This is a genomic window from Ignavibacteriales bacterium (genome assembly GCA_015709675.1).
In the GTDB taxonomy this organism is placed as follows: domain Bacteria; phylum Bacteroidota; class Ignavibacteria; order Ignavibacteriales; family Ignavibacteriaceae; genus H2-BAC3.
Genome location: CP054182.1, coordinates 3,036,106 through 3,058,383 on the forward strand (window position 1 = coordinate 3,036,106; position 22,278 = coordinate 3,058,383).

Annotated in this window: 22 protein-coding genes; 2 read left to right on the forward strand and 20 right to left on the reverse strand. The window is 43.9% G+C overall.

The window, feature by feature from the left end; genetic code table 11:
- The first annotated feature begins 2 nt into the window (after positions 1-2).
- A complete protein-coding gene (locus HRU80_11715) occupies positions 3-1,115 on the forward strand; it encodes a glycosyltransferase (protein ID QOJ29503.1) in 1,113 nt (370 codons plus the stop codon).
- Here HRU80_11715 and HRU80_11720 read toward each other — a convergent pair.
- From HRU80_11720 to HRU80_11780, 13 genes are read right to left on the reverse strand one after another with little or no spacing between them, the layout of a single operon-like run.
- Entirely contained in the window at positions 1,074-2,537 is a 1,464-nt protein-coding gene (locus HRU80_11720) for an oligosaccharide flippase family protein (GenBank protein QOJ29504.1), read from the reverse strand. The genes HRU80_11715 and HRU80_11720 overlap by 42 nt on opposite strands.
- The gene (locus HRU80_11725) at positions 2,538-3,614 is read right to left on the reverse strand and encodes a glycosyltransferase family 1 protein (GenBank protein QOJ29505.1); all 1,077 of its coding nucleotides are present in this window, start codon (positions 3,612-3,614) and stop codon (positions 2,538-2,540) included.
- Positions 3,614-4,588, reverse strand: coding sequence for a GNAT family N-acetyltransferase (locus tag HRU80_11730; GenBank protein ID QOJ29506.1), 975 nt, complete (start codon positions 4,586-4,588; stop codon positions 3,614-3,616). Before HRU80_11730 ends, HRU80_11725 begins: the two co-directional genes overlap by 1 nt.
- On the reverse strand, positions 4,588-5,475 hold the full coding sequence (locus HRU80_11735) for a PorV/PorQ family protein (protein QOJ29507.1): 888 nt from the start codon (positions 5,473-5,475) through the stop codon (positions 4,588-4,590). The genes HRU80_11730 and HRU80_11735 overlap by 1 nt, the downstream gene beginning before the upstream one ends.
- Positions 5,476-5,478: 3 nt before the next feature.
- Entirely contained in the window at positions 5,479-6,474 is a 996-nt protein-coding gene (locus HRU80_11740) for a hypothetical protein (GenBank protein ID QOJ29508.1), read from the reverse strand.
- Positions 6,471-8,048: a hypothetical protein gene (locus HRU80_11745; protein ID QOJ29509.1), complete on the reverse strand. Its 1,578-nt coding sequence runs from the start codon at positions 8,046-8,048 to the stop codon at positions 6,471-6,473. Before HRU80_11745 ends, HRU80_11740 begins: the two co-directional genes overlap by 4 nt.
- Positions 8,049-8,089: 41 nt before the next feature.
- Positions 8,090-8,878 (reverse strand): hypothetical protein, encoded by a 789-nt coding sequence (locus HRU80_11750; protein QOJ29510.1) that lies wholly within the window; start codon positions 8,876-8,878, stop codon positions 8,090-8,092.
- Positions 8,879-8,882: 4 nt separating this feature from the next.
- Positions 8,883-9,881, reverse strand: a complete 999-nt coding sequence (locus HRU80_11755; GenBank protein QOJ29511.1) for a site-2 protease family protein — start codon at positions 9,879-9,881, stop codon at positions 8,883-8,885.
- Between the two features lie 6 nt (positions 9,882-9,887).
- The gene (locus HRU80_11760) at positions 9,888-10,727 is read right to left on the reverse strand and encodes a DUF1207 domain-containing protein (protein QOJ29512.1); all 840 of its coding nucleotides are present in this window, start codon (positions 10,725-10,727) and stop codon (positions 9,888-9,890) included.
- Between the two features lie 18 nt (positions 10,728-10,745).
- Entirely contained in the window at positions 10,746-11,834 is a 1,089-nt protein-coding gene (locus HRU80_11765; GenBank protein QOJ29513.1) for a glycosyltransferase, read from the reverse strand.
- Positions 11,819-12,454 (reverse strand): polysaccharide deacetylase family protein, encoded by a 636-nt coding sequence (locus HRU80_11770; protein QOJ29514.1) that lies wholly within the window; start codon positions 12,452-12,454, stop codon positions 11,819-11,821. Before HRU80_11770 ends, HRU80_11765 begins: the two co-directional genes overlap by 16 nt.
- A 5-nt stretch (positions 12,455-12,459) precedes the next feature.
- On the reverse strand, positions 12,460-13,584 hold the full coding sequence (locus HRU80_11775) for a glycosyltransferase (protein QOJ29515.1): 1,125 nt from the start codon (positions 13,582-13,584) through the stop codon (positions 12,460-12,462).
- Positions 13,585-14,559 (reverse strand): flippase-like domain-containing protein, encoded by a 975-nt coding sequence (locus HRU80_11780; protein QOJ29516.1) that lies wholly within the window; start codon positions 14,557-14,559, stop codon positions 13,585-13,587.
- A gap of 104 nt (positions 14,560-14,663) precedes the next feature.
- On the opposite strand from HRU80_11780, the gene bshC reads away from it, so the two are divergent.
- Positions 14,664-16,295, forward strand: coding sequence for a bacillithiol biosynthesis cysteine-adding enzyme BshC (gene bshC / locus HRU80_11785; GenBank protein ID QOJ29517.1), 1,632 nt, complete (start codon positions 14,664-14,666; stop codon positions 16,293-16,295).
- Between the two features lie 144 nt (positions 16,296-16,439).
- Here the strand turns inward: bshC and ugpC are convergent, their stop codons facing one another.
- The 7 genes from ugpC to HRU80_11820 are packed head-to-tail and all read right to left on the reverse strand — an operon-like array spanning position 16,440 to position 22,235.
- Entirely contained in the window at positions 16,440-17,549 is a 1,110-nt protein-coding gene (ugpC, locus tag HRU80_11790) for a sn-glycerol-3-phosphate ABC transporter ATP-binding protein UgpC (GenBank protein ID QOJ29518.1), read from the reverse strand.
- 2 nt (positions 17,550-17,551) lie between these two features.
- A complete protein-coding gene (aroA, locus tag HRU80_11795; protein ID QOJ29519.1) occupies positions 17,552-18,835 on the reverse strand; it encodes a 3-phosphoshikimate 1-carboxyvinyltransferase in 1,284 nt (427 codons plus the stop codon).
- 2 nt (positions 18,836-18,837) lie between these two features.
- Entirely contained in the window at positions 18,838-19,416 is a 579-nt protein-coding gene (locus tag HRU80_11800; protein QOJ30540.1) for an RNA methyltransferase, read from the reverse strand.
- 15 nt (positions 19,417-19,431) lie between these two features.
- Positions 19,432-19,650, reverse strand: a complete 219-nt coding sequence (locus HRU80_11805; protein QOJ29520.1) for a hypothetical protein — start codon at positions 19,648-19,650, stop codon at positions 19,432-19,434.
- Between the two features lie 4 nt (positions 19,651-19,654).
- A complete protein-coding gene (gene deoC, locus HRU80_11810) occupies positions 19,655-20,524 on the reverse strand; it encodes a deoxyribose-phosphate aldolase (GenBank protein ID QOJ29521.1) in 870 nt (289 codons plus the stop codon).
- Positions 20,521-21,402 carry a bifunctional methylenetetrahydrofolate dehydrogenase/methenyltetrahydrofolate cyclohydrolase FolD gene (gene folD / locus HRU80_11815; GenBank protein ID QOJ29522.1) on the reverse strand — a complete coding sequence of 294 codons (882 nt, stop codon included), beginning with the start codon at positions 21,400-21,402 and terminating at the stop codon, positions 20,521-20,523. The genes deoC and folD overlap by 4 nt, the downstream gene beginning before the upstream one ends.
- 26 nt (positions 21,403-21,428) lie before the next feature.
- On the reverse strand, positions 21,429-22,235 hold the full coding sequence (locus HRU80_11820; GenBank protein ID QOJ29523.1) for a TIGR00282 family metallophosphoesterase: 807 nt from the start codon (positions 22,233-22,235) through the stop codon (positions 21,429-21,431).
- Positions 22,236-22,278 lie beyond the last annotated feature (43 nt).

Sequence of the window (22,278 nt, forward strand, 5' to 3'; positions counted from 1 at the left end):
ATATGAAAACTATTTGTCTTATTTCTTCCGGACATCAGCCGGAAGATGAACGTATTTTTGAAAAATTTTCTTTGTCCCTGAAAGATAATGGATTCAGAGTCATTATCATACTGACAACCGTTGATTTAATCGAATCCCGTGAAGGAGTTCAATTTGACTGCTTTTATGCGGGAAAAGGGATATTATCCAAAATAACCGGAGTTAAGGATAGGCTGAGGAAGTACAATCCTCAACTGGTGATAGCAAGTCAGCCCATAATGGCATTTATTGCAAAACTAACTCTTCCCTATGCCAGGGTTATCTCTGATGTGACCGAATGGTACCCCGAAAATGTGACCTACCGTAAACCGCCGGTAATCAGACAACTACTCTACGGAGTTTACACAGTTTTGAATGCTGCTGCCTCGTTCATATCAGATGGCTTTATCTTCGGGGAGAAAAGGAAATCAGAGCGTTACAGAATTTTCGGCAAAAAATCTGAGATTATAACTTACTATCCGGTATCCCGATACTTCAGGTATCTGCACTCAGCAACAGGGCCTGGTTACCTGAATCTCCTTTTCGCGGGATATATCTCTCCTGAACGGGGTGCTAACAACCTTCTCAGGGTTCTTAAGTTTATTGAAAAAAGCGATTTTGGTATTGAACTCTCATTGCGGCTGGCGGTAAAATTTCAGAATGTCGCCTATGAGAATTTTTTCCGGTATGAATTAAGCTGCCTGAGAAAGACAACAGTCTCATTTGTACCCTGGCAGCCTTACAGGGAAATGGAAAAACTTTACAAGGATATTGATCTTTATATTGACCTGAGGGATAAAAACTTTATTTATGACAACTCCCTTCCGATAAAGTTATTCGAATCTCTGGCATTTGGTGTGCCTGTGCTTTATAATGATTTGAGGGTTTTCCGTGAGGACTTTCCTCTGTCAGCATTCGGTTATACTGTGAATGCTGAAGATGCCGGAGCCACAGCAGAACTACTGCGGAGTATTGCCTTTGACAAAAAAGAGCTGATTACAAAATCTCAGAACACGAGGGATGCAGTAAAGAATTTATATAACTGGGAAAAGGAATCAGGAAAGCTTGTCAGATTTGTTAAGGAATTCATTCAATAACCCCTGCGGCCAAAGCAATTGCAGCCTGATTCCGCCGTAATAGATCAGCAGGCCGATTCCGGAAATCAGAACTCCTGAAAGAACAAATATATTCTCAATTAAATAAAAACTGCTGTAACCAACTGAAAGTATCAAAAGCGGGACCGTTACATCTGATAGTCTGATTGACTCAGAAACACTGCGTAATGATACTCTGCTGATATACAGAAATACTGACATAAATGCCATCAAAGTTGCCACGGCTGCTCCATAAATACCGATAAGCGGAATGAGCAGAAAATTTAATCCGGCATTAATCACAATCCCGGTCAGATCCATCTTCAGAAAGTAATTCCCTTTTGCGAGAGTATAAGGATAAATAGAAAAATAAGAAACCAATCCGCTGAAAATATATGCAGTGAGCAGAATGGGAATCAGTCCAATACCGCTGCCATAGTTTCCCGCAAAAAACTGGCCCAGACCAGGTATATGAGTAAATCCTGCTTTACTTAAAAGAAGAAAAGCAAGTGACAGCAATACCAGTATATTAATAAGATTTCTGAAAACCCGGGGTGACTTTTCGCTGTATTCTCCGTTTCGCATAAGTTCTATTCCGGCCGGAGTCCATGCCGTTCTGAATGCAATCACAAATACGTTAAGTCCTAGCGCAATACGGTACATGAAAGAGTATATCCCTACTTCCTCCTCGCTCAGATAGTAAAGCAGAATAAAGCGGTCAGAGACATCAAGCAGTGTCGAAAATAAAGCTCCTGCAACTACCGGCATTCCAAAAACCAGAACCGGTTTCAGGGGAATATGACCTGAGTTCATGGTAAGCTGACCTCTGATAAGGAAAATTCCCATTGGCAGAATTATCAGCGGCGAAACAAGATGAGCGGAAGCAAAAGAGAAAATGTTGTTAAAACCGGTAAGAAGCATGGTAACAAGTACTGCAACATGAACCAGAGTGGATGCAAACTGCAGCAAAGCAACTGTTCGCGCCTGCTGCTCTGTTCTGAAGTACTGAATTATAGTCATGCTCACTGTTTCAACAGCGGCAGCCAGGAAAAGCATCTGATAATAGACAGTATAATTCCCGTTCCCATGAACAAGACGGGCAATGCTTTCTGAAAATGTGAATAACAGGAAGAAGAGAATCCCCGCCCAGATGATATATCTGAAAAAGAAAAGTGACAGAACCTTCCCTGAGCCATGTATGTCTTTATATTCGAGATAAAACTTCGGAAAGATGGTCTGCATCCCTAACTGGAAGAACACAGCAGCAGTTACGGAAACACCCATCATCAGGGATGCAATGCCGAATTCTTCCGCAGAAAAGAAGTAAGAATAAAAAGGAAGGAGTAAAAAGCTGATTCCTTTTACAGTAAATCCTGTCAGAGTATAAAGAAACGTTGAAAATCCAAGTGACGATTTTTGTGACACTCAGATTATTCCTTTTTCTCTGTACAGGCTCTTCAGCGCAGAATTAACAGATTCAAAGGAATGGTATTTTTCAACCCACGTTTTCCCCTTCTCACCTTTTGCAAGCCGGAACTCTTTATCATCAATCAGCCGCATAAGCTGTTCAAACAATTCACGTTCGTTATTTGCAACAACAAACGGATTTTCAGGAAGCCAATCTTCATATTCTTTGGTTATATTAGTCAGCGTCGGAATGCCCATACCAAGTGTCTCAAGTCCGGCCTTTCCGTAACCTGTTCCTCCCATCTTGCCCCCTACCTGGTCAATGGATATATCACAATCAGCTTTGATTTCCAGTAATTCTCCCCTGGGAACTCCTTCACAGAGGATAAACTCAATATCCCGCTGTTTTTTAACTTTTTCGATAACTTCAAGAATCAGATCAGTCCCCTTATATTTCCTGTTAGTCGGAGAATGGATAATTTTTAATTTTTTTCTCTCTCTTGTAACAGGTTCCGGAAGTTCCGCCGTTGAATAGGGATAAAATAAATAGTGCAGATCATTCTTCATTGCCAGATGATCATATTCGGATGTGATATTCAGATCGGAGATTTCATCAAGTTCACGGATTACCCCGCGCAGCCGGAGATCACTGCCGTAATAGCAGCATACGATTTTTTTCCCGGCCTGTTTCCACTTAAGAGCCTGCCTCGGATAGCGGTAGAAATCCAGCCCGGCATCAAAGTGAATAATGTCAAATGAATCAAGTTCATAGTCTCTGATAACTCTGTTGATCACAGGCCTTCTTATTGTATCATTCAGAAAGAAATAGAGTTTCTCAGCAGCATTGGAGGGAGTAAAGTAATGCGGATAGTTTATTACAGTTTTCGCAGTTTGTTCTGCCTTTTTTCTACGCCACAATCTGGCAGCAGAAAAAACGGGCAAAGGCAGTTCAAGGCAGATATCCTCTGGAAACTGAAGCGGATTTTTATGAAGTGTAATAATCCTGGAATAATCACCGCACGCATTATGCATTTCATAAAAGCTGTAAGGTACACCGGCATAATTCTGCGGAGCAATATGCAGGATGCGAAGCATCAGAGCTCTATATAAAAAGTATCTCTGAAGATTCCCCGTGCGCCAAAGTTTTCCTTAAATCTCCCCAATCCCCAATTCGGCTCCATATTTACGGTAAAGATGCCAAAGTCCAGGAATTTAAATCCTTCATCCCGTGAACGATTCATGATTTCATAAAACAGCAGATTAACCGGGCGGTACATCTGATATTCTTCATCATGGCTTATATAAAAAGCAAGAACAACATTATTATTCGCGGAAAAATTGCAAACCCCCGCAAGTAATGTTTCATCCTTAAATGCTCCCCACAAGCGGATTTTAGCAGGATACATTTGCTTCAGGCGCTTTAATTCTTCGAGCGTGTGAGTAGGATTAACATTATGACGCATCCGCAGATTCTTTTTCAGAATTTCGTAGTATTCATCAAACCGTTCAGTTTCGGCGATTTCAACACCAAGACTCTGTGCTTTCTTTAATGCAGTACGCGCCTCGGGCCGGTAGGAGGCAAGAATTGACTCCCTGCCGCCGCTTAGTTCCACCACACTGGAGACTTCTCTTTTGAGATAACTGAATCCGTTTCGGAACAATGCAAAATCAAGATAGTTAGAGTAACTGGACGCATAAATTATTGGCGGGAGGGTGAGCTGAATTGCATCAAACCCGTTGTTCTTTGCGAACTCAAGAGTTTGTTCAACAACAGTAAATGCTTCCTTGAGATTAAAGGAACTTTTATATACGAATCCTCCGTACGATGCTCCAGAGTGGGAAGAAAGTACTCTTTTTCCGTTTCTGTTTATCGCGACTGCGGGAAGTAAAGAGAGAGGTTTGCCATCTTTGAAGAACAGTAGTGAAGTGTCCTCAAATCTGCCTTCAGGATGATAAGAAAGAAATTTCCTTGTATGAAAAATTGTACCATTGTCAGATTTTTCAACAAACTCATCCCATTCAGCGGAGGAGAGTTCTGTGTCACTCAGCTTTTTATAATCGAATACCATCAGAAACGATAATTTAGTGAGATTAAATGTCCGGCTCCGAGATCTTCAGCAAAAGGGGTAAATCCGTAATCAATTCGTATGCCGCTGATGTTGAATCCTAAACCTGCCGTTAAATAATTTGAATCATTAAGCGGCAGGGTGCCAAACCGCATGGCCACCATATTGTCATAAACAATCTCAGCGCCTGCATTCAAACCAAAAATACCTGATGTAAGCTGCTGCTGAACTTCAGCACTCGCGGAAACATCAAACTGCGGAAAGATGGAAGCAAAAGATTTATTAATTCCTGCTCTGAATGCTGCCGGCAGTTTGGTCGGGTTATTTTTGAGATTATTCATACTTCCGATATTACTGAGTGCCGCAGAAACGCGAAAACCTGAGAATGTATAAACTGCTCCTACATCAAAGGCAAAACCATCGGCCTGATCAGCAAGATAATCCTCATATAAATATTTAATGGTGACACCTGACTGCCAGTTTTCAGCCGGTGAAAAAGCAGCACCAATACTAACAGTCATTGCGTGAGCATTAAACGTCCCCTCCGGATCACCGGGTTTGTTTCTTATTTCAATATCATCTACTGAACTTATGCTCAATCCGGCAGCGGCTGTTAAACCCCAGAATGAACTCTTCGCTGCAAAATACTCCGATGATACCCCTTGAATCCATTGATTGTGGAATATGAACACCTCAGGTGCAGAGGACTCATTCAATGAAGCAGGATTATAGAATAATGCCGTAACATCCGAAGCAGATGAAACCCCGGTATTACCCAGTGAGGCATTTCTGGCTCCGACCGGCAGTTTCAGAGTTGCAAAACCTGTTTTACCGGCATCTTGTCCGTAAACACTCATCGAGAAAAGCAGGAGAAAAATAATTTTTTTCATTGGTTAAAAATTTAATGAAATTCCAAAATAATGACGCAATCCTGAAGAAAACTGTTCAGGTGCTGCGGCATAGTCAATTCCTGATGCAAGCCCCGCCAGAGCAAACTGATAACTGAATCCGAATGACGGAACAACCGCTTCATCAGAATTCTTAAGATGCCATTTATCAAATCCGGCTCTTAGCAGGAATTCAGGTATTAGTGCATACTCCCCTCCTATTCTGAGGAGTTTTCTTTCCATATTGTTAAATTCATATTCTGCGGAAAGATGGAGCGGTAAATCCGTAAACGTATAAGCGAAGCCGAACTTCTTTGCAACCGGAAAGCGGTCTGTGGTAGTGGTGCCCGAATTGCCGTATAATTCTGATGTGTCCCATTTATAAGCTGAGTTGATATCCTGTATCACCGCTGAAAAACTCAGATTATCTGAATAGGTATATACAATACCGATATCAAATCCCAATGAGCTTGCAGAAGCTTTTTCGTAGAGATCAAAGTAATAAAATTTTACTCCGATTCCTGCGGAAAATTTTTCAGAAAACTTGTTGGCAAACGCAAGAAAAAACTGATTCTCGGATATAGAAAGATCCTTTGTTTTAAGTCCCTGATTGTCCCTGCCGTCAATATTAGAGATTCCAAAGTTAATTATTCCTGCGGAAATACCAGCAGTTGACCGGGGTTTTCTGTTTTCCAGGGTATCATCTTTTGCAAAAAACTCAAATCTTCTGGTAAAGCCGAGTGTATTAAGCATCCGGTCATACGAAAGCACAGCACTGGAAACCGAAGTAAAATTATCCTTCTGAAAAACAACCAAAGCCGGGTTATAGTAGGATGTAATGTTGCCAGTTTTAAGAGCGGATACTGAATTCCCCATAGCAATACCGCGAGGTCCAAATCCATAACGCGCAAACTCTCCCGGCGCTGAATTAGTTCTTTCAAATTTTGGCTGAGCAAAAACGGATACAGCAAAAAGAATCATGCTTAAGAAAATTTTTATCATTGCAGCACCATGATCTTTCCGAACTGCGGTTCTCCGCCATTAATCTCGACCGTATAAAAATACACACCGTTAGCGGCCGTATTCCCCTGATCATCTTTGCCGTCCCAGTAATCAATTACCCCCGCAGGGTCATTTTTATCTATTGTGTGAATCACATCCCCTCTTTCAGCATTCTGAATAACCGTTCTAATATACTGCATACCGGAGTTATATATTCTAATCGTGACAGAAGCTCTCACGCCGCCGGTTGAGTATTTAATCTTGCAGGTTTCAACCTTTGGTGAAAAAGGATTCGGGAATGCATATGTGGCTGAACGGGACTCCAGCTTCTGTGACGCAAAAAATACTTTCCAGTTATCCGGCCAGAGATCACCTATACCCGTGTTTAACACCAGACCATCATCCGAACCAAGCCAGAGTTCATTGCCTGCTGCATTGTATCCGGCGGAATAAAACGCTGTTGTCTGCAGTTTGATTTTAGTTTCGGAATCAGAGATGTTTACCGGAAGAAGCCAAGACCTTCCGCCATCAAATGAACGGAATGGTCCGTTATCAGCTGCAGCGATAACCCTTGATGAGAAATTTGTGAAGTTATGTGCTTTTTCATCACGCAGACTGGTGCTCCAGTTCAGCCCGCCATCAGAGGATGAACTTACTGCATAAAACTCACTGCTCCCTTCCGCCTTCCAGGTTGCAGCCCAAAGAGTATTTGTTGAGGGAGCATAATTCATTGCAACGATAAAATTTCCGCTGATGGGATTAGTCTGATTCTGATGGCTGAATTTTTCCCAGCGCAGATTTTTACTCGTATCAGCTATCAAAGCATCGGTGGTTTTATTGATACCACCCGCAGTTCCGGCATATACAATAGAATCATTTACTGCAATGATTGAAAATCCTCTGTAGTTAAGATTGTTATCACTGCAGAATCTCCCAGCAACCGGTGTAATACAAAAGTTGTATAACGAATCAGGATGCACTGCGTCAAGTCTGTCCGGCGGGAGTACTACTCTGTCCCATTTCTTACTTGTATTCACCAGCAGACTGTCTATTCTGCATTTTCTGATACCACCCGCAAAAGCGGCAATCCAGACGGTATTCTTTGTGATGGCTATATCGTATATAATGTTCTGTACTGCCACTGTCACTGGAAGCGCCCTTAAGGAACTAACTCCGTAAACTTCAACCGTATCATTTTCAGCATCAAGAGGCTGAGGAATGGTTATCCAGGTACTGCCGTTATCCGAACTTACCCGGATACCGCTACCTTCCGGCAGACGCTGCCCGGTTATCTCACGTGTATGAGCAGTTGAAGCCCATATAGTGCCGGTGTTTTTATCATAAGCAAGAGCAGTAATACTTTCAGTACCAAATTCCGGAGTTCCGTAATAATTTTTCCAGCTCGCGCCTTTATCAGTTGTGCGGCTCAATCCCCTTGTGGTGGCAAGCCAAACAGTATCACCTACCACTAAAAGATCATTAATGCCGTTCGAGAGAGGTTTTTCATCAAGAGAGATCTTCGCGAAAGCTTCATCAGTCTGAAGATAAAAATTTCCCGGACCGCTCTGTGGCATTACGGTACTGCATAATATTAAAAATAATAAAGCTGATCGGTTCATCTGATTGTAATAAAATAATTTACCGGTGTGCTGTTAAGTTTTCCACGGTCTCTCGCCTTAAATTCAAAACGATAGGTACCCTTCTGATTCGTGCTGTCCACCTTAATACCGCGCGACCAGATACCGTCTCCGGCTGTGGCATCCCCTTCAATCCCTCTGTCATTCATCTCATAGAGGAAACCGTTTGTTGATCCGTCCGGACGGTATGTCTGAAAATATACTCTCTCTATATCATCGCTTCCGTTTGAATCAGCAACCTCGGCTGCAAGGATAAAAGGAAAAACTCCGGTTACGGTTATCGTATCAGGCGCAATAATCCTGTTAATGACAGGCGCGATATTAGCCGCGCCGTTATCGTATATAAAACTTTCCGAACCGGCTTTTCTTGACTCACCCGAACTCAACGTAAGATAATATTCAATGCGGTACAGGCCGTTCACCTGACTTTGTCCCAGCGTGATTCTATTGGTGAAGATGCCATCGAGAGCAGTCTGATCACCATAAAGAAAACTGCCGTCATCATGTAAACTGAGAGGAAATGGCTGAACCCGGTTGTTAAGCGGATTATATATTTCTGCCCTTACTGAAGTAACACTGCTGAAACGGGTAAGCTGCAGTTTGATAGTAATTACGCTATCTTCAGGTGTTCTTCTGAAAGTGCCAATCGCGGAAAGTGAGGTAACGGAGGGGGAAACTTCTGTGGGATCAAAGGTCCCTGAAAAATCCTTGTCACAGCCCGTAAAAAAGGCAGCGGTCAGGATCAGTAATGAGAGTACTCTTTTCATTCTGCTATATAATTAAAATCGGACTTGGTGTAAAGGTCAAAATGAATATCAGAACCGAGAAATACCCCAAAGCCATTCTCCTGCTGTCAATAGGAGCATCATCAGGTACAGGGGGGTGATTCACTTTTATGACAAAATACAGGATACCTGCCCAGACCAGCCATCCTGCCCATCCAAAAGCGAGTCCCGGCAGCAAAAACTGCCTGACAACTCCAAGAATACCCATGATGATAAGGGCAATCATTGCAACCGAGGCAATCTTTTTATGATTTCTCAGACCGAACATGCCATAAACGATATGACCGCCGTCAAGCTGCCCGACCGGAATCAGATTCATGGAGGTTACAAACATGCCGAACCACCCCACGCAAAGAAACGGATAATGGTATATCTCAGACATCGGGGGGATGAACACCCCGGGTCTGTTAAAAAATGAACGGAGCACCATGGTTATCAGATTATCACCGAACACCAGAGAAAGTGCGTTTTTGCCGTACTCCGGCGAGAAATAATCCGGATGAATTCCCAGCAGATACTCCGGACCGGGCAGGGTTGCAAAACCATAAATATACACTCCGAGACAGGCGATAAAACCCGCAACCGGGCCATAGACACCAATATCAAAGAGAGCTTTACGGGTATATATAACAGACCGCGTCCGTATGACCGCTCCCATGGTTCCAAAGCTGAGAAAGATTCCCTCAAACGATAAAAACGGTATAAAATAAGGAAGACTGGTTTTTACCCTGTGATATATCGCCGCAAAGTAATGACCAAACTCATGCACCCCGAGGACAAAAAGTATTGCCATAGAATAAGGCAGTCCTTTTGCCAGCTCAGAGATTTCAATGACGGCGGAGGACCTTCCCACCCAGTCAACACCCGCAAAGGTGGTTGTTATAAAGGTTATGATAAAAAGCAGAATCGAGTAAAAAATTCCCTGTCTCCGCTTTTTTCGCTCTTCAGCGGTACGGTCATATTCAGCTGACTGATAATCTTCCATGAGGGACTATAAATCCACGTTAAAACCGACTGAAGAATATGATTCTGCGGTATTAAAAAACATTCCGTGAACACTCTTGCCGGAGAGATAATTATAATAAAACGAGATGCCGCCCCCGTGTGCATTCCCCATTTTAATTCCTGCAGTAATACTGTTGTGACCCGTGTAGGATTCATTGCCCGCGAGCTCAAATCCATAATAGACAAACGGCGTTACTGACTCAGATAAAAGCCCGTCAAAATATTTTTCAGCACCTGTTTGCAGAATGAACGGCTTCACTTCTTCAGGTATGGTATGGAATATATATGTTACACCGCCGTAAACCCTGAATGATTTATTAAAATACACCGCCGGAAAAATTTCAATAAACTCCCTGCTGTAGACAAAAGGAAGCTGACCATCTCTCCACACAAGCGTTTTATCATCAAACTGCCCGTCAACCAGATGAGCGCTGATATGGCTGAAGCGAAATCTTATCCCTGCGTCGTATCCCGAGAGCTTAAAATTATACGATGCATTAAGACCAAAAAGATAATCCACGGCCATGACGGGGAATTTAAAGTCATCATTTTTTCTCAGGCGGGTCCAGGTAAAGAAATCCCCTCCGAAGGAAAATTTTTCTCCGCCGGGATAATCAATCCTCAAAAAATCTGCAGTGGTACCGATATCAAGACGCAGGCGGTTTTCACCCAGCATAAAAGAACTGCCGGCTCTTGCTTCAAGAAGATTGCTGTAAAGCGGTTTAAAAGTAACTCCCTGCGGGAAATAGGTTGTTGTGTTCTGAGATAAAGTCCAATTAAAAAATCCTGCGAATAAAAGAACAAAACCAGCGAGTATTTTTATCATTAATTGAATTTTGAAAAGTTAACGGAAGTATCTTCCTTTCCATGTAATTCCCTTTGAAAACGGGAGAATTAACGGAAAAATGATAACATAAACTGACAAATATAACTCAAAGGGAAGAAAATATCTCAATACCCCCCGCATTTTTACCTTATGCAAAAGATTATGGAGAAGTAAAAAGTCGGCCAGAAACTTCAGCAGGGGGAGCAGAAGACAATACCCCTGCAGCATAAAAGGAGCGATAAAAAGTCCGGCAGAAGCGAGCCATGCAGCGAAAAACAGAAGGTAAAAGACCGGCGGGCTTTTCAGTCCTCCCGCAGCCCAGCGTTTCTTTTGGCTGAACAGTCCCCCAAAATCATTGACCGGCAGTGTTCTGACCGAGGTTCCTTCTGAAGCAATGTGCACCACTTTTTCCCCTTGCTGTAAAAAAGCCCTGGTCAGCTGAAAATCTTCAGTCACCGAAAACCCCAGTTTTTCAAATCCCCCGGTCTTCAGATATGAATCTTTTTTATAGGACATGTTGTTGCCCATTCCTGCTAACGGCACCCTTATCCCTGAAAATCCCGCCGCCACCCCATGAAGAAATGCAAAATCAAGTGTCTGCACCCCGCTCAACCATCCCCTTCCTTCCGGCAAGGTTACCCCGTTAACCATTGAAACACGGTTATGGTAGTATGAAACAAGGGAGGAAATCCAATCTTCCGGCACAATGCAGTCAGCATCGGTATTCAGGATAATATCCCCTTTAGCCAGACGGATACCCGATTCGAGCGCGCAGGACTTACCCGGGGGCAGCGCGATATCATTCCGGCTATCAGTTACAATAATTCTCGAATCTATTTTTTGATATTCACTCACTATCTGTTTTGTCCTGTCCTCTGAGCCGTCATTGACGATGATTATCTCAAAAAGATAAACCGGATATTTCTGACTGAGAAGAGATTCAATGCAGGCACCTATATTACCTTCTTCATTTCTGGCAGGGACGATTACAGAAACAAAGATAGGATCCGTACTCCCCGATTCATGCCTCCTCATCAGTCCTGCAACGGCAGCAATAACGAGTAAAGCATAAAACGAAAAGACGGATAGTACTACTGCTTCAGGCATGCGGCCGGATCTCCGATCCTCAGGTTTTTCGATATGATTTTTGAATAAGTAAAATCCAGAATCTCTTTAATCTTCGGACTGGTATTCGGGTTATTATGAAACACCATGATGTTACCCGTTTTAATATACCGATCAATAATCCGCGTTACGGACTTTACCTCATGGCGGAAGTCCCAGCTCAGCAATGACCACATAACCGTCTTCATCAGAAGTTTCCTCATCATGTGAGCCATTCCAAAAAACGGTATGCCGTATGGAGGCCGGAAATATCTGCATTCAATGCCGGATATATTCGAAATCAGGTCGTTTGTTTCGATCAGTGATTTTTCAATCTCTTTTCTGCTCATGAAAAGTGCCCTTCTGTGTGTTCCCAGATGATTTGAAAGCAGATGGCCGCTCTGCGCAATTTCACGCAATGCTCCCCGGTCTCCCGTTGCATTAATGAAAAACTGTGCTTTAATCTTTTTTTCATCGAGCCATTGCAGAATTATTTCTGTACTCTCAGGATAAGGCCCGTCATCAAAAGTAAAAAGCACGGAACCATCATTGGTTTCCCAGATCGTTTCAGAAAAAAAGCTCCGGATGAAACTGGGCGGAGAGATAAAAGGACTGACAGGCATTACTTTTATTTCCTGTGATCTCTTTTTTTCCAGGTAAATCCCGAAAATACTCCCGCAAGCACAGAATAAATGATATACAATGGGTGCAGTAATTCAGCCGGAAGCAGAACACCCGGGGAGAGTTTTTCCATATATATTCCAACCCCCTGCCTCAGTACCATAAAGTCAGCCGCGGTTTTGAGCAAAAATACCGCAAGAAAAAACAGTGTGTATTGTGCCGGATCATGCACAGCAGCCGCAAACAGCGCTATATATGCAATAAAAAAAAGGAAAAGAGGCGAAAGCATCAGTATTGTCTGGATACGGTAATTCAGACTTTTGCTGGCCCATCTTCTTCTCTGCTGTAAGAACTCCGCTGTTCTCTTTTCAGGAATTGTTGTCACCAGACAGCGCTTGTCAAAGAGAAATACAACCTTTTTCTTCTCCTGATAGAATATCTTATGCATAAGCTGTTCATCATCGCCAGATGTAAGAGTTTTGGCGGCATCAAATCCGTTTATCTTCTCAAATAAAGATTTGCGATAAGCTATGTTTGCACCGCTGCAGATGACCGGATGATTTGTACCGATTAGTCCGGCTCCCGAGAGTGAAAGTCCCGCGTGTTCCAAGCGCTGCATCCGTTCAAATATCCCCTTCCCCTCTGCAATTGTCACCGGACCGGTAACCATTCCGGTTGTACTGTCAAATGCCGCCGAAAGTGTGCTCAGCCATTCCGGCGAATGAACACAATCCGCATCCGTCCCTGCTATAATTTCCCCACGAGCATGTGAAACGCCATAAGTAATAGCGCTTTTTTTTCCCGTAACGCCATCGGGCAAATGCAGGAGTGTAACAGAAATTTCCCCCGTATATGCCTGAATTATCTTAACGCTGCTGTCATCTGAGTGATCGTTGATCAATAGTATTTCAAATGAATCCTTTGGATATTTCTGCCCCTCAAGTGAAGCTATCAGCCGCGGGATATTTTTCTCTTCATTCCTGAACGGTATGATGACTGACACATACGGTACAGAGTCGTTCGCTTTTTCACTGCTGATTCTTTTTAACCGGACTATCCCTCTGCATACTCTGAAAAGAAACGCAGCGTAATAAAAAAGCAGAATACCCGCAGAAAGAGGAAGGTAATCCATTTATTTATTTCTCAGCAGAAACCAGACACCAGGGAGTGAGGGTAAAAATATATTAATTAAGAATAAGAAGAGGGAGGCATTAAAACCAACCGCTTCGGAAAGGCCGAATGAGGTAAGATAAAAAATTGACACCGCTTCCCTGACGCCCAGTTCTCCCCAGGTAAAAGCCGGAATAAAAGATTTTGTATAAAAGAAAAGAGCAGCTCCCCATACATAATTCAGAATATCATTCTGACCGCTGAAAGACATCACCAGGAGTGCATACTGAAGCAAAATAATGATATAAATTCCCCCTGAATAAAGCATCAGGCGGCTGATCAGACTTTTATCCAGATCCTTCAGTATCAGAAACCGCTCACGGTAATTTTTAAGGAACCGGAACTTTGATATATATTTTACAACGGAATTGTTCCACCAGATCTCGCTTATCAGCAGATGCATGAAAAGAAAAAAGAGTATTGCGATAGTAACAAAGAGTGCGGTCGCTGCTATTGCGGGAACCTCAATAGTTACATAGAGAAAAAGTGTCAGTGAGAGTGCCCCTACACCGGCAATAAAAAAGAGATTAAAAATTTTATCCAGAAACGTAACTATCGTTACCTCAAGAAGCCCTTCATCTTTAAGGGCAAGCTTTCTTCCGAGATATTCACCCAGTCTCCCCGGAGTGAAAGAGCCGAAGAGAATTCCCATAAAAAAGGCCTTGCCAAGTTCGGCATCCTCCCGGGTTCCCACAACCTGTTTTGCCAGAAACTTCCACTTCTGGAACTGCATGGTAATATTGGGCACCATGAGCAAAATGGCAAGCCCCATATAGACCATATCAGCGGATACGATAACCTCCCAAAGATTTACACCTCCGACTTTGCCCGTAAGAAAACTGACCAGCCAGACGGTGGCTATCAGTTTAACGGCTACTATCCATTTCCCTTTATGGCGGGGTATGCTTTTTACAATCTGCTGAACAATGGAGATCAAAAATCTCCCCCTGTCAGCCGCGTATTACGGTATCGCTCTGCTCTGTCTGTCATTCGAATTGGTTACATTTACAGGTTAGTTTTATTTAATTTTTGAGCCGGTTAATGTTTGTAAAATTCTCTGAAATTGGTGGTTTTTCTAAACTTTTCACAGATTACATTGAAAATTATCAAAAAATAAGCAATTATTTTGCGGCCGATTACCGGAACGCAGAAGGTTTCCCTCCCCTTTTCCGGGATATTTCCTCCACGAAGAGGAATCATGCCGCCGCCCTTAAAGAAATAATTACTTCCCAATATAAAAAATTAACCCCGTCCCTTAAGACGTTTCATAATCTTAACCTGCTGGACAAAAAAAATACCCTGTTCATCACCACCGGACAGCAGCTTGGCATGTTCGGCGGACCGCTTTATACCCTCTATAAAACCATAACAGCCATTAAACTGGCAGATCAGCTTTCTGCCGACTTCCCTGAGTACAGCTTCGTTCCCCTTTTCTGGCTTGAGGGAGATGATCATGATATTGATGAAGTGGATTTTGTTCAGGTTTTTGATGAGGCCGGGCAGACCGTTCGGCTCCTCTACCCTTCCGAACTTGCCGGACCGGACAAGCGCCTGACCGTAGGAGAGATCAGGTTTGATGATCAGATTTATCAGCTCTTTGATGAACTGGATAAAAATCTGCGCAATACCGATTTTAAGGAACGGCTTATGGAACTGCTACGTTCCTGCTATTTCCCCGGCAATAGTTTTAAGGAGGCATTTAAGGCGCTCATGTTTGAGCTCTTTGATGAGAAGGGGCTCATCATCTTTGACCCGATAGATTCCCGGGTAAAGGAGCTGCTCAAACCGGTATTCAAAAACGAGATTGAAAACTACCGCACCCACATGGAAAAGCTCATCCGTGTTTCTGCAAAACTGGATGAGGAGTATCATGCACAGGTTAAAATCCGGCCCGTCAATCTTTTTATGAAGCAGGATAACGAACGCTTCGCGCTAGAGCCGGATGATAACGGCGGATTCCGTCTCAGAAGAAAAAAATTCTCTGCCTCAAAGGAAGAACTGCTTAGCGCCATCGAAAACACTCCGGAACTGTTCAGCCCCAATGTTTTATTAAGACCTGTTTGCCAGGACTTCCTTTTCCCAACCGCATTTTATGTTGGCGGTCCCGGGGAGGTAAGTTATTTCGCTCAGGTTTCTGTGCTTTATGAAGAGTTCAACCTTCAGATGCCGGTTATATATCCGCGTGCATCAGCAACGATATTCGAAAAAGGAATTACCAATACCCTGGCTAAATTCGGATTTACTCCGCAGGAAGTTTTTGTTCTTGGGGACGCACTTATTGAAGCCGGACTAAAGCAGGTGTCTGAATTAAATCTCTCGGGACATTTTGACCGGACCAATGAAACAATTGACCAGGCAATGGCTCAGCTCCGGGCAGCAATTGCATCAGTAGATAAAACGATTGCAGATGCTTCCGAGACAACCCGAAAAAAAATGCTGGGATATTTAGGTGAACTCCGCTCCAAAGCATCAGAAGCGGAAAAAAGGAAACATGAAACTTCGGTAAGGCAGCTCAATAAAGTGCTTTCAACCGTATATCCTGAAAAGAGTCTGCAGGAGCGTGAAATCAGCTTTATCTACTATGCGAATAAATACGGCATGGATTCAGTTAAGATGCTCTTTAACGAACTCAAACACGATGAGTTTGGGCATCAGATAATTACGCTGGGGTAAAACTTATAGCTGGTTAAAAATATCGCGCAAAGATCACTCCGATCCTCTCCAATCCGCTCTGCGAAGCATTCGTACAATCAGCGGGCTAATGAGAATCGGTAGGGACAGGTCGCGACCTGTCCTTAGGGTAAAACCGCAGAGAAATTACACTAACAGTGATTTCTCATCAGCCGCATCAAAGAAATTCAGCTTGCTCAGGTCCATATATAAGGGGTGTTTGGTTCTGGGGCTCAGGCGCTCTCTTGTGGGGATGCGTGCGGTTATCTGTATACCCTCCTGGGTAAAATAAAGGAATACTTCATTGCCCATCGGTTCTACAACTTCAAGCTCAGGTGTCAGTTCGTAATACTCTGTCCCCTCTTTTTTGGTAGAGATATCAAAGAAATCCTCCGGACGGATACCCATCACAACGTTCTTTCCGGCATGACCTTTCAGTTTTTCCGAATATACTCCGTTCAGCGGGAAATGAAATGCTTTATCATTGCTGGTAAACTGAAGACTTCCCTCATGAAGAAGTCTTCCGGGAATAAAGTTCATAGCCGGGCTCCCGATAAAACCTGCTACAAATTTATTAACCGGATGATTATACAGATTTAACGGAGAATCTATCTGCTGAACAAATCCATCCTTCATCACAACTATTTTATCCCCCATGGTCATTGCTTCAACCTGATCGTGGGTGACATAGACCATAGTTGCTTCAAGGCGCTGATGCAGTTTGGAGATTTCCGTTCTCATCTGCACTCTCAGTTTTGCGTCAAGGTTGCTGAGGGGTTCATCAAAAAGAAACACTTTTGGTTTTCTTACGATTGCCCGGCCCACTGCCACTCTCTGTCTCTGTCCTCCTGAGAGCGCTTTTGGTTTCCGTTCAAGATACTCTTCAAGTCCCAGTATTTTTGCAGCTTCCGATACTCTGCTGTGTATCTCCTCTTTGCTGAATTTTCTGAGTTTAAGTCCGAATGCCATGTTTTCGTAAACGGACATATGGGGGTAGAGCGCGTAGTTCTGGAAAACCATTGCGATGTCTCTGTCCTTGGGGGAAACGGTGTTCACCACTTTACCGTCTATGATAAGTTCACCGCTGGAGATATCTTCCAGGCCGGCAATCATCCTGAGCGTGGTTGACTTTCCGCAGCCGGAGGGGCCGACCAGCACTACAAACTCTTTATCCTTTATCTCAATATTAACATCTTTAACTGCGGTATTTCCGCCTTCATACATTTTGGATACATTTACGAGACGCACATCAGCCATATTTAACCTGTAATCAGAGACAATTGATTAATGAAATCGGGATTTGATATTTTAACGCAGTCAAAATTATCAATTTTACCCCCTTCTTCCAACAGTAAAGAATAAATTGCAAACGCCATTGCAATTCGGTGATCATGAAAACTCTCAAATACCGGACTTGCTGTCTCCCTGCCCCTGCTCATTCTGAAGCCATCAGGGAATTCTTCAATCCGAGCCCCGGCAGCTTTGAAATTATGAAGAAGTGCCGCTATCCGGTCCGATTCCTTCACCCTCAGTTCCTCCGCTCCGCGTACTTCAAAATCACCTTTCGAAAAATATCCCGCCACGGCAAGGATGGGAATCTCATCAATAAGATTGGGAATCAACTCTGGTGCGATGGGAACGTTCTTTAACTCTCCCGCACGAATCCTGATATTACCATAAGGTTCACTGGCCGAAGTCCTGATATCCTCAAAACTGATATCCGCCCCCATCTCGTGAAGATGGCGGATATATCCGGTACGGGTTGGGTTAACAGTCACATTATTGATCAGGAGTTCACTGCCCGGAATCAGAAGCGCCGCAACTACAAAAAAAGCGGCCGATGAAATATCCCCCGGAACAAAATACGTTTCGGGTTCAGGGAGAAATTCAGATGATGAACTGATAAACCTTACTCCATTTACCTCAGAAAACGGAAGCTGAAGCATCCGCTCGGTATGGTCTCTGCTCTGAATTTTCTCAATAACCTGGCTTCTCTCCTCAAGCCCGAGACCTGCAAGCAGCACTGCGCTTTTTATCTGAGCACTGGCAACGGGAAGCTCATAACGGACAGAGCTTAGTTTTTTAGCGGGAATTATCTTCAGCGGAAGCCGGTCTCCCTCAGCAGCTTCAAACCTCGTTCCGAATAACGAGAGGGGCTGCATAACCCGTTTCATTGGTCTCCTCGAAAGTGATTCATCCCCCGTAATGACACTCTCAAAAGGGAGTACCGCTAAGATGCCCGCAAGCAGACGGGCAGTGGTTCCGGAGTTGCCTGCATAAAGCTCTCCCCCGGGTTTTGTGAAACCGCTGAGTCCCGGACTGCTTATACTGTATATACCATCATGAAAATTACACTCAGCACCGAGAGCACGGATGCAGCTGATGGAGGACTGCACATCCTCAGCACGGGAGAGATTCCTGATTGTTGACTCCCCCTGAGCAAGCGCTGAAAACAGCACCGCACGGTGAGAAATGGATTTATCCCCCGGCAGTGTCAGTTCACCTCTTATTACTCCGGGTCTCTTAAATTCTGCTCTGTTCATATTTACCGTTTAGACCATTCCTGTATCAATGCTTCAAGTTCCTGACCGCTTAAATCACTCCGCTCAAACATCTGTTTCACCATCCTCTGCCGTGCTGCTTCATACAGCATAATGGCCGCGGAGACCGAAACATTCAAGCTCTGTATCATGCCGAACATGGGAATATATACGGTTGAGTCGGCCAGTTTTTCTGCCTCGGCTGAAATACCGCGGTGTTCGTTTCCGATTACGATGGCTGTCTTTCGGGTTAAATCAAAATCATAGAAGTTTTTGGAAGTATCATTCAGCGAAGAGGCAAGAATAGTAAAACCCTGGCTTCTCAGTGTGGTGTAACATGCCTCAACAGTATCAAATTTCTCACGGTCAACCCACTTAAACGCCGAAGCGGATGATTTCTTCCCGATACGGGGGAATTTTTCATAATTATATATAAGTGAGACTTTGGGCACCCCTGCCGCATCGCAGGAGCGGAGTATAGCGCTTACGTTATGAGGGTCATGTATATTCTCCAGCACCAGATGCAATGACTGCTGTCTGGTTCTGGCAACACGGGTAAGTTTTTTCAGACGTTCTTCGGTAATGGGAACTCCGCGGTTCTAAAAAATCAGACGGTAGTGAAGCGTATTTCCTTCACGTTCTTTCAGGTCAGTTTTTATTTTTTTTGATGGGGGCAGTTTCATATAATAGCGCGCCAGTTCGGTTATCTTCTCAATAACTTCTTCTTCTGTATGAGCCCATGACTCACACCCCGGCAGTGTTGGTATCTCAGCATTAAAACCATCCCCTTCATTGGTGATTATTAAAGGAAGAACCACGTAATCAGTAACCTTTGGATTCTTCTCCGGCACCGGAGACAATTTTCACGCTTGCACTTGCACCAATCCGGTCTGCGCCGCTTGCGATCATCGCATCTGCATCTTCTCTGGTTCTTATACCGCCTGATGCTTTAACACCGACTGCCGAACCAACCACTCTTCTCATCAGAGCGATATCACCCACGGTTGCCCCGCCTTTGGAAAATCCCGTTGAAGTTTTTACAAAGTCAGCACCCGCATCTTTGCATATTACACAAGCCTTTACTTTTTCTTCATCAGTAAGGAGTGAAGTCTCAAGAATTACTTTTGTAAGCACCCGTTTTGGTTTTGCAGCAAGCACAACCTGCTGCACATCATTAAACACATAGGAATACTCCCCCTGTTTCAGCCGGCCGACATTAATGACCATATCAATTTCCGTTGCGCCGTTTTTAATCGCCTGCTCAGCTTCAAAACGCTTTACTTCTGTGGTTGTTGCCCCTAACGGGAAACCGATGACCGTGCAAACCTTTACTCGGGTTCCTCTGAGCATATCAGAGCAGAGAGATACAAAACCGGGATTAACGCATACCGAAGCGAATGAAAACTTTTTTGCCTCTTCGCAGAGTTTAATTACTTCTTCAGGAGTTGCATCGGGTTTCAGAAGCGTATGGTCAATATATCCGGCTATCCCCCGGTCAGGCAGCGTTTCACCAACACCAATGCCAGCGGCAATACGCTCCGCACCGGCATCAACAATCTGACGGACAGTTTTTTCACGCGTTAGGACGTCAACTTCCCACCCTTTGCAGGAGCCGTCCGCGCAATAAAAATCACGCAGCGTCTTTTCAAGAAAAACCTGATTTATTACTCTTGATATATCTGATTCATTCATGATACTATCTCTTTCGAAAATGCTTTCCAGGTATTGCTTAGTAACATTGCTATCGTCATAGGACCAACTCCGCCGGGGACGGGGGTGATATACGAGGCCTTAGCTGAAACCTCATCATACTTTACATCACCGGTAACTTTATATCCTTTCGGCAGCGATGCATCCTCAACTCTGTTTATACCGACATCAATAACGCATGCGCCTTCTTTTACCATATCTCCTGTTATAAAATCCGCCTTCCCGATTGCCGCAATAAGGATATCGGCACTGCGGGTATAATCCGCTATATTTTTAACGGCAGAGTGAACAACCGTAACAGCACAGTTGGCTCCTTCTTTTTTCTGCATCAGGATGTTAGCAATCGGCTTGCCTACGATATTGCTTCTGCCAACCACTACCGCATGCTTGCCGGAGGTTGGTATCTTATATCTGAGCAGCAGTTCATGAATTCCCGCCGGTGTGCAGGGAACCAGTGTATCCTCACCATTTACCAGTTTGCCTGTATTTACGGGATGAAATCCGTCCACATCCTTATCCGGCGAAATGGCGCTGATAACATCCTGCTCATTCAGCCCCTTGGGCAATGGGAGCTGAACCAGAATGCCGTGTATGGTTTCATCATGATTATATTTTTCTATAAGAGCAAGCAATTCAGACTGTGAAAGGGATGCATCCCTTTTCTCAACCACGGATTTCATCCCGATCTCAAGGCATGCTTTTGCTTTGCTGTTAACGTAAATTTCGCTCGCCGCATCACTCCCCACAAGGATCACTGCAATACCGGGTACTTTTCCGCTCTGCTGTTTTTCCGCAGCGATTTTTCCGGCAAGTTCTTTACGAATCTGTTTTGCTGTTTCTTTTCCGTCTAATATTATCATTCTGGTATAGTCTTATGTATTCACTCTCAGAGCCGTGATTTTTCAAACTCCGGCAGAAGAATTCTCTCAATGAAAACCGACTTTCCGGTATCGGTATCCACTTTGCTGTATATACCGCAAAGATGCACATCATTCTGCGCTGTTTCATATTTCTGCGGTGTCTGATAAAGAAACCTGTTCACCGCCGCGACCGTTTTCATTCCGATTACCGATTCATAAGGGCCGGTCATGCCCACATCAGTTATAAACGCTGTCCCGTTTGGCAGGATTCTCTCGTCCCCGGTCTGCACATGGGTATGTGTTCCTACCACTACGGAAACCTTGCCGTCAAGAAAATGAGCGAGTGCTGTTTTTTCCGCTGTTGCCTCTGCATGGAAATCAACAAAGATGATATTGGTTTCCTGCTTCACTTTTGAGATAACCCATTCAGCTGCTCTGAACGGACAGTCGATAGCTGCCATAAAAGTTCTTCCCTGCAGATTCATAACGGCAACTTTTTTGCCGCTTTTAGTTTCAACTATACAGTGTCCCGTGCCGTGTGTGCCGCGGGGATAATTCTGCGGGCGGAGTACATTTGCTTTTGATTTAAGGTAATCCTGTGACTGAGGCCGGTCCCATGTATGATTTCCGCCGGTAATAACATGTGCCCCAAGTCCGAAAATTACTTCTCCTTCTTTATCCGTGCACCCTTTGCCGTCCGCGGCGTTTTCACCGTTAACAATTACCAGATCGGGTTTGTATTTATTGAGCAGAGGGGGCATCCAGGTTCTCAGCATATCGAGACCCGGTTTTCCGATGATATCCCCTATAAACAGGATTCCTAATGTGTTCATATCTTAAAAAATGTTAAAAATTAATATATTTATTTTAGGGGTA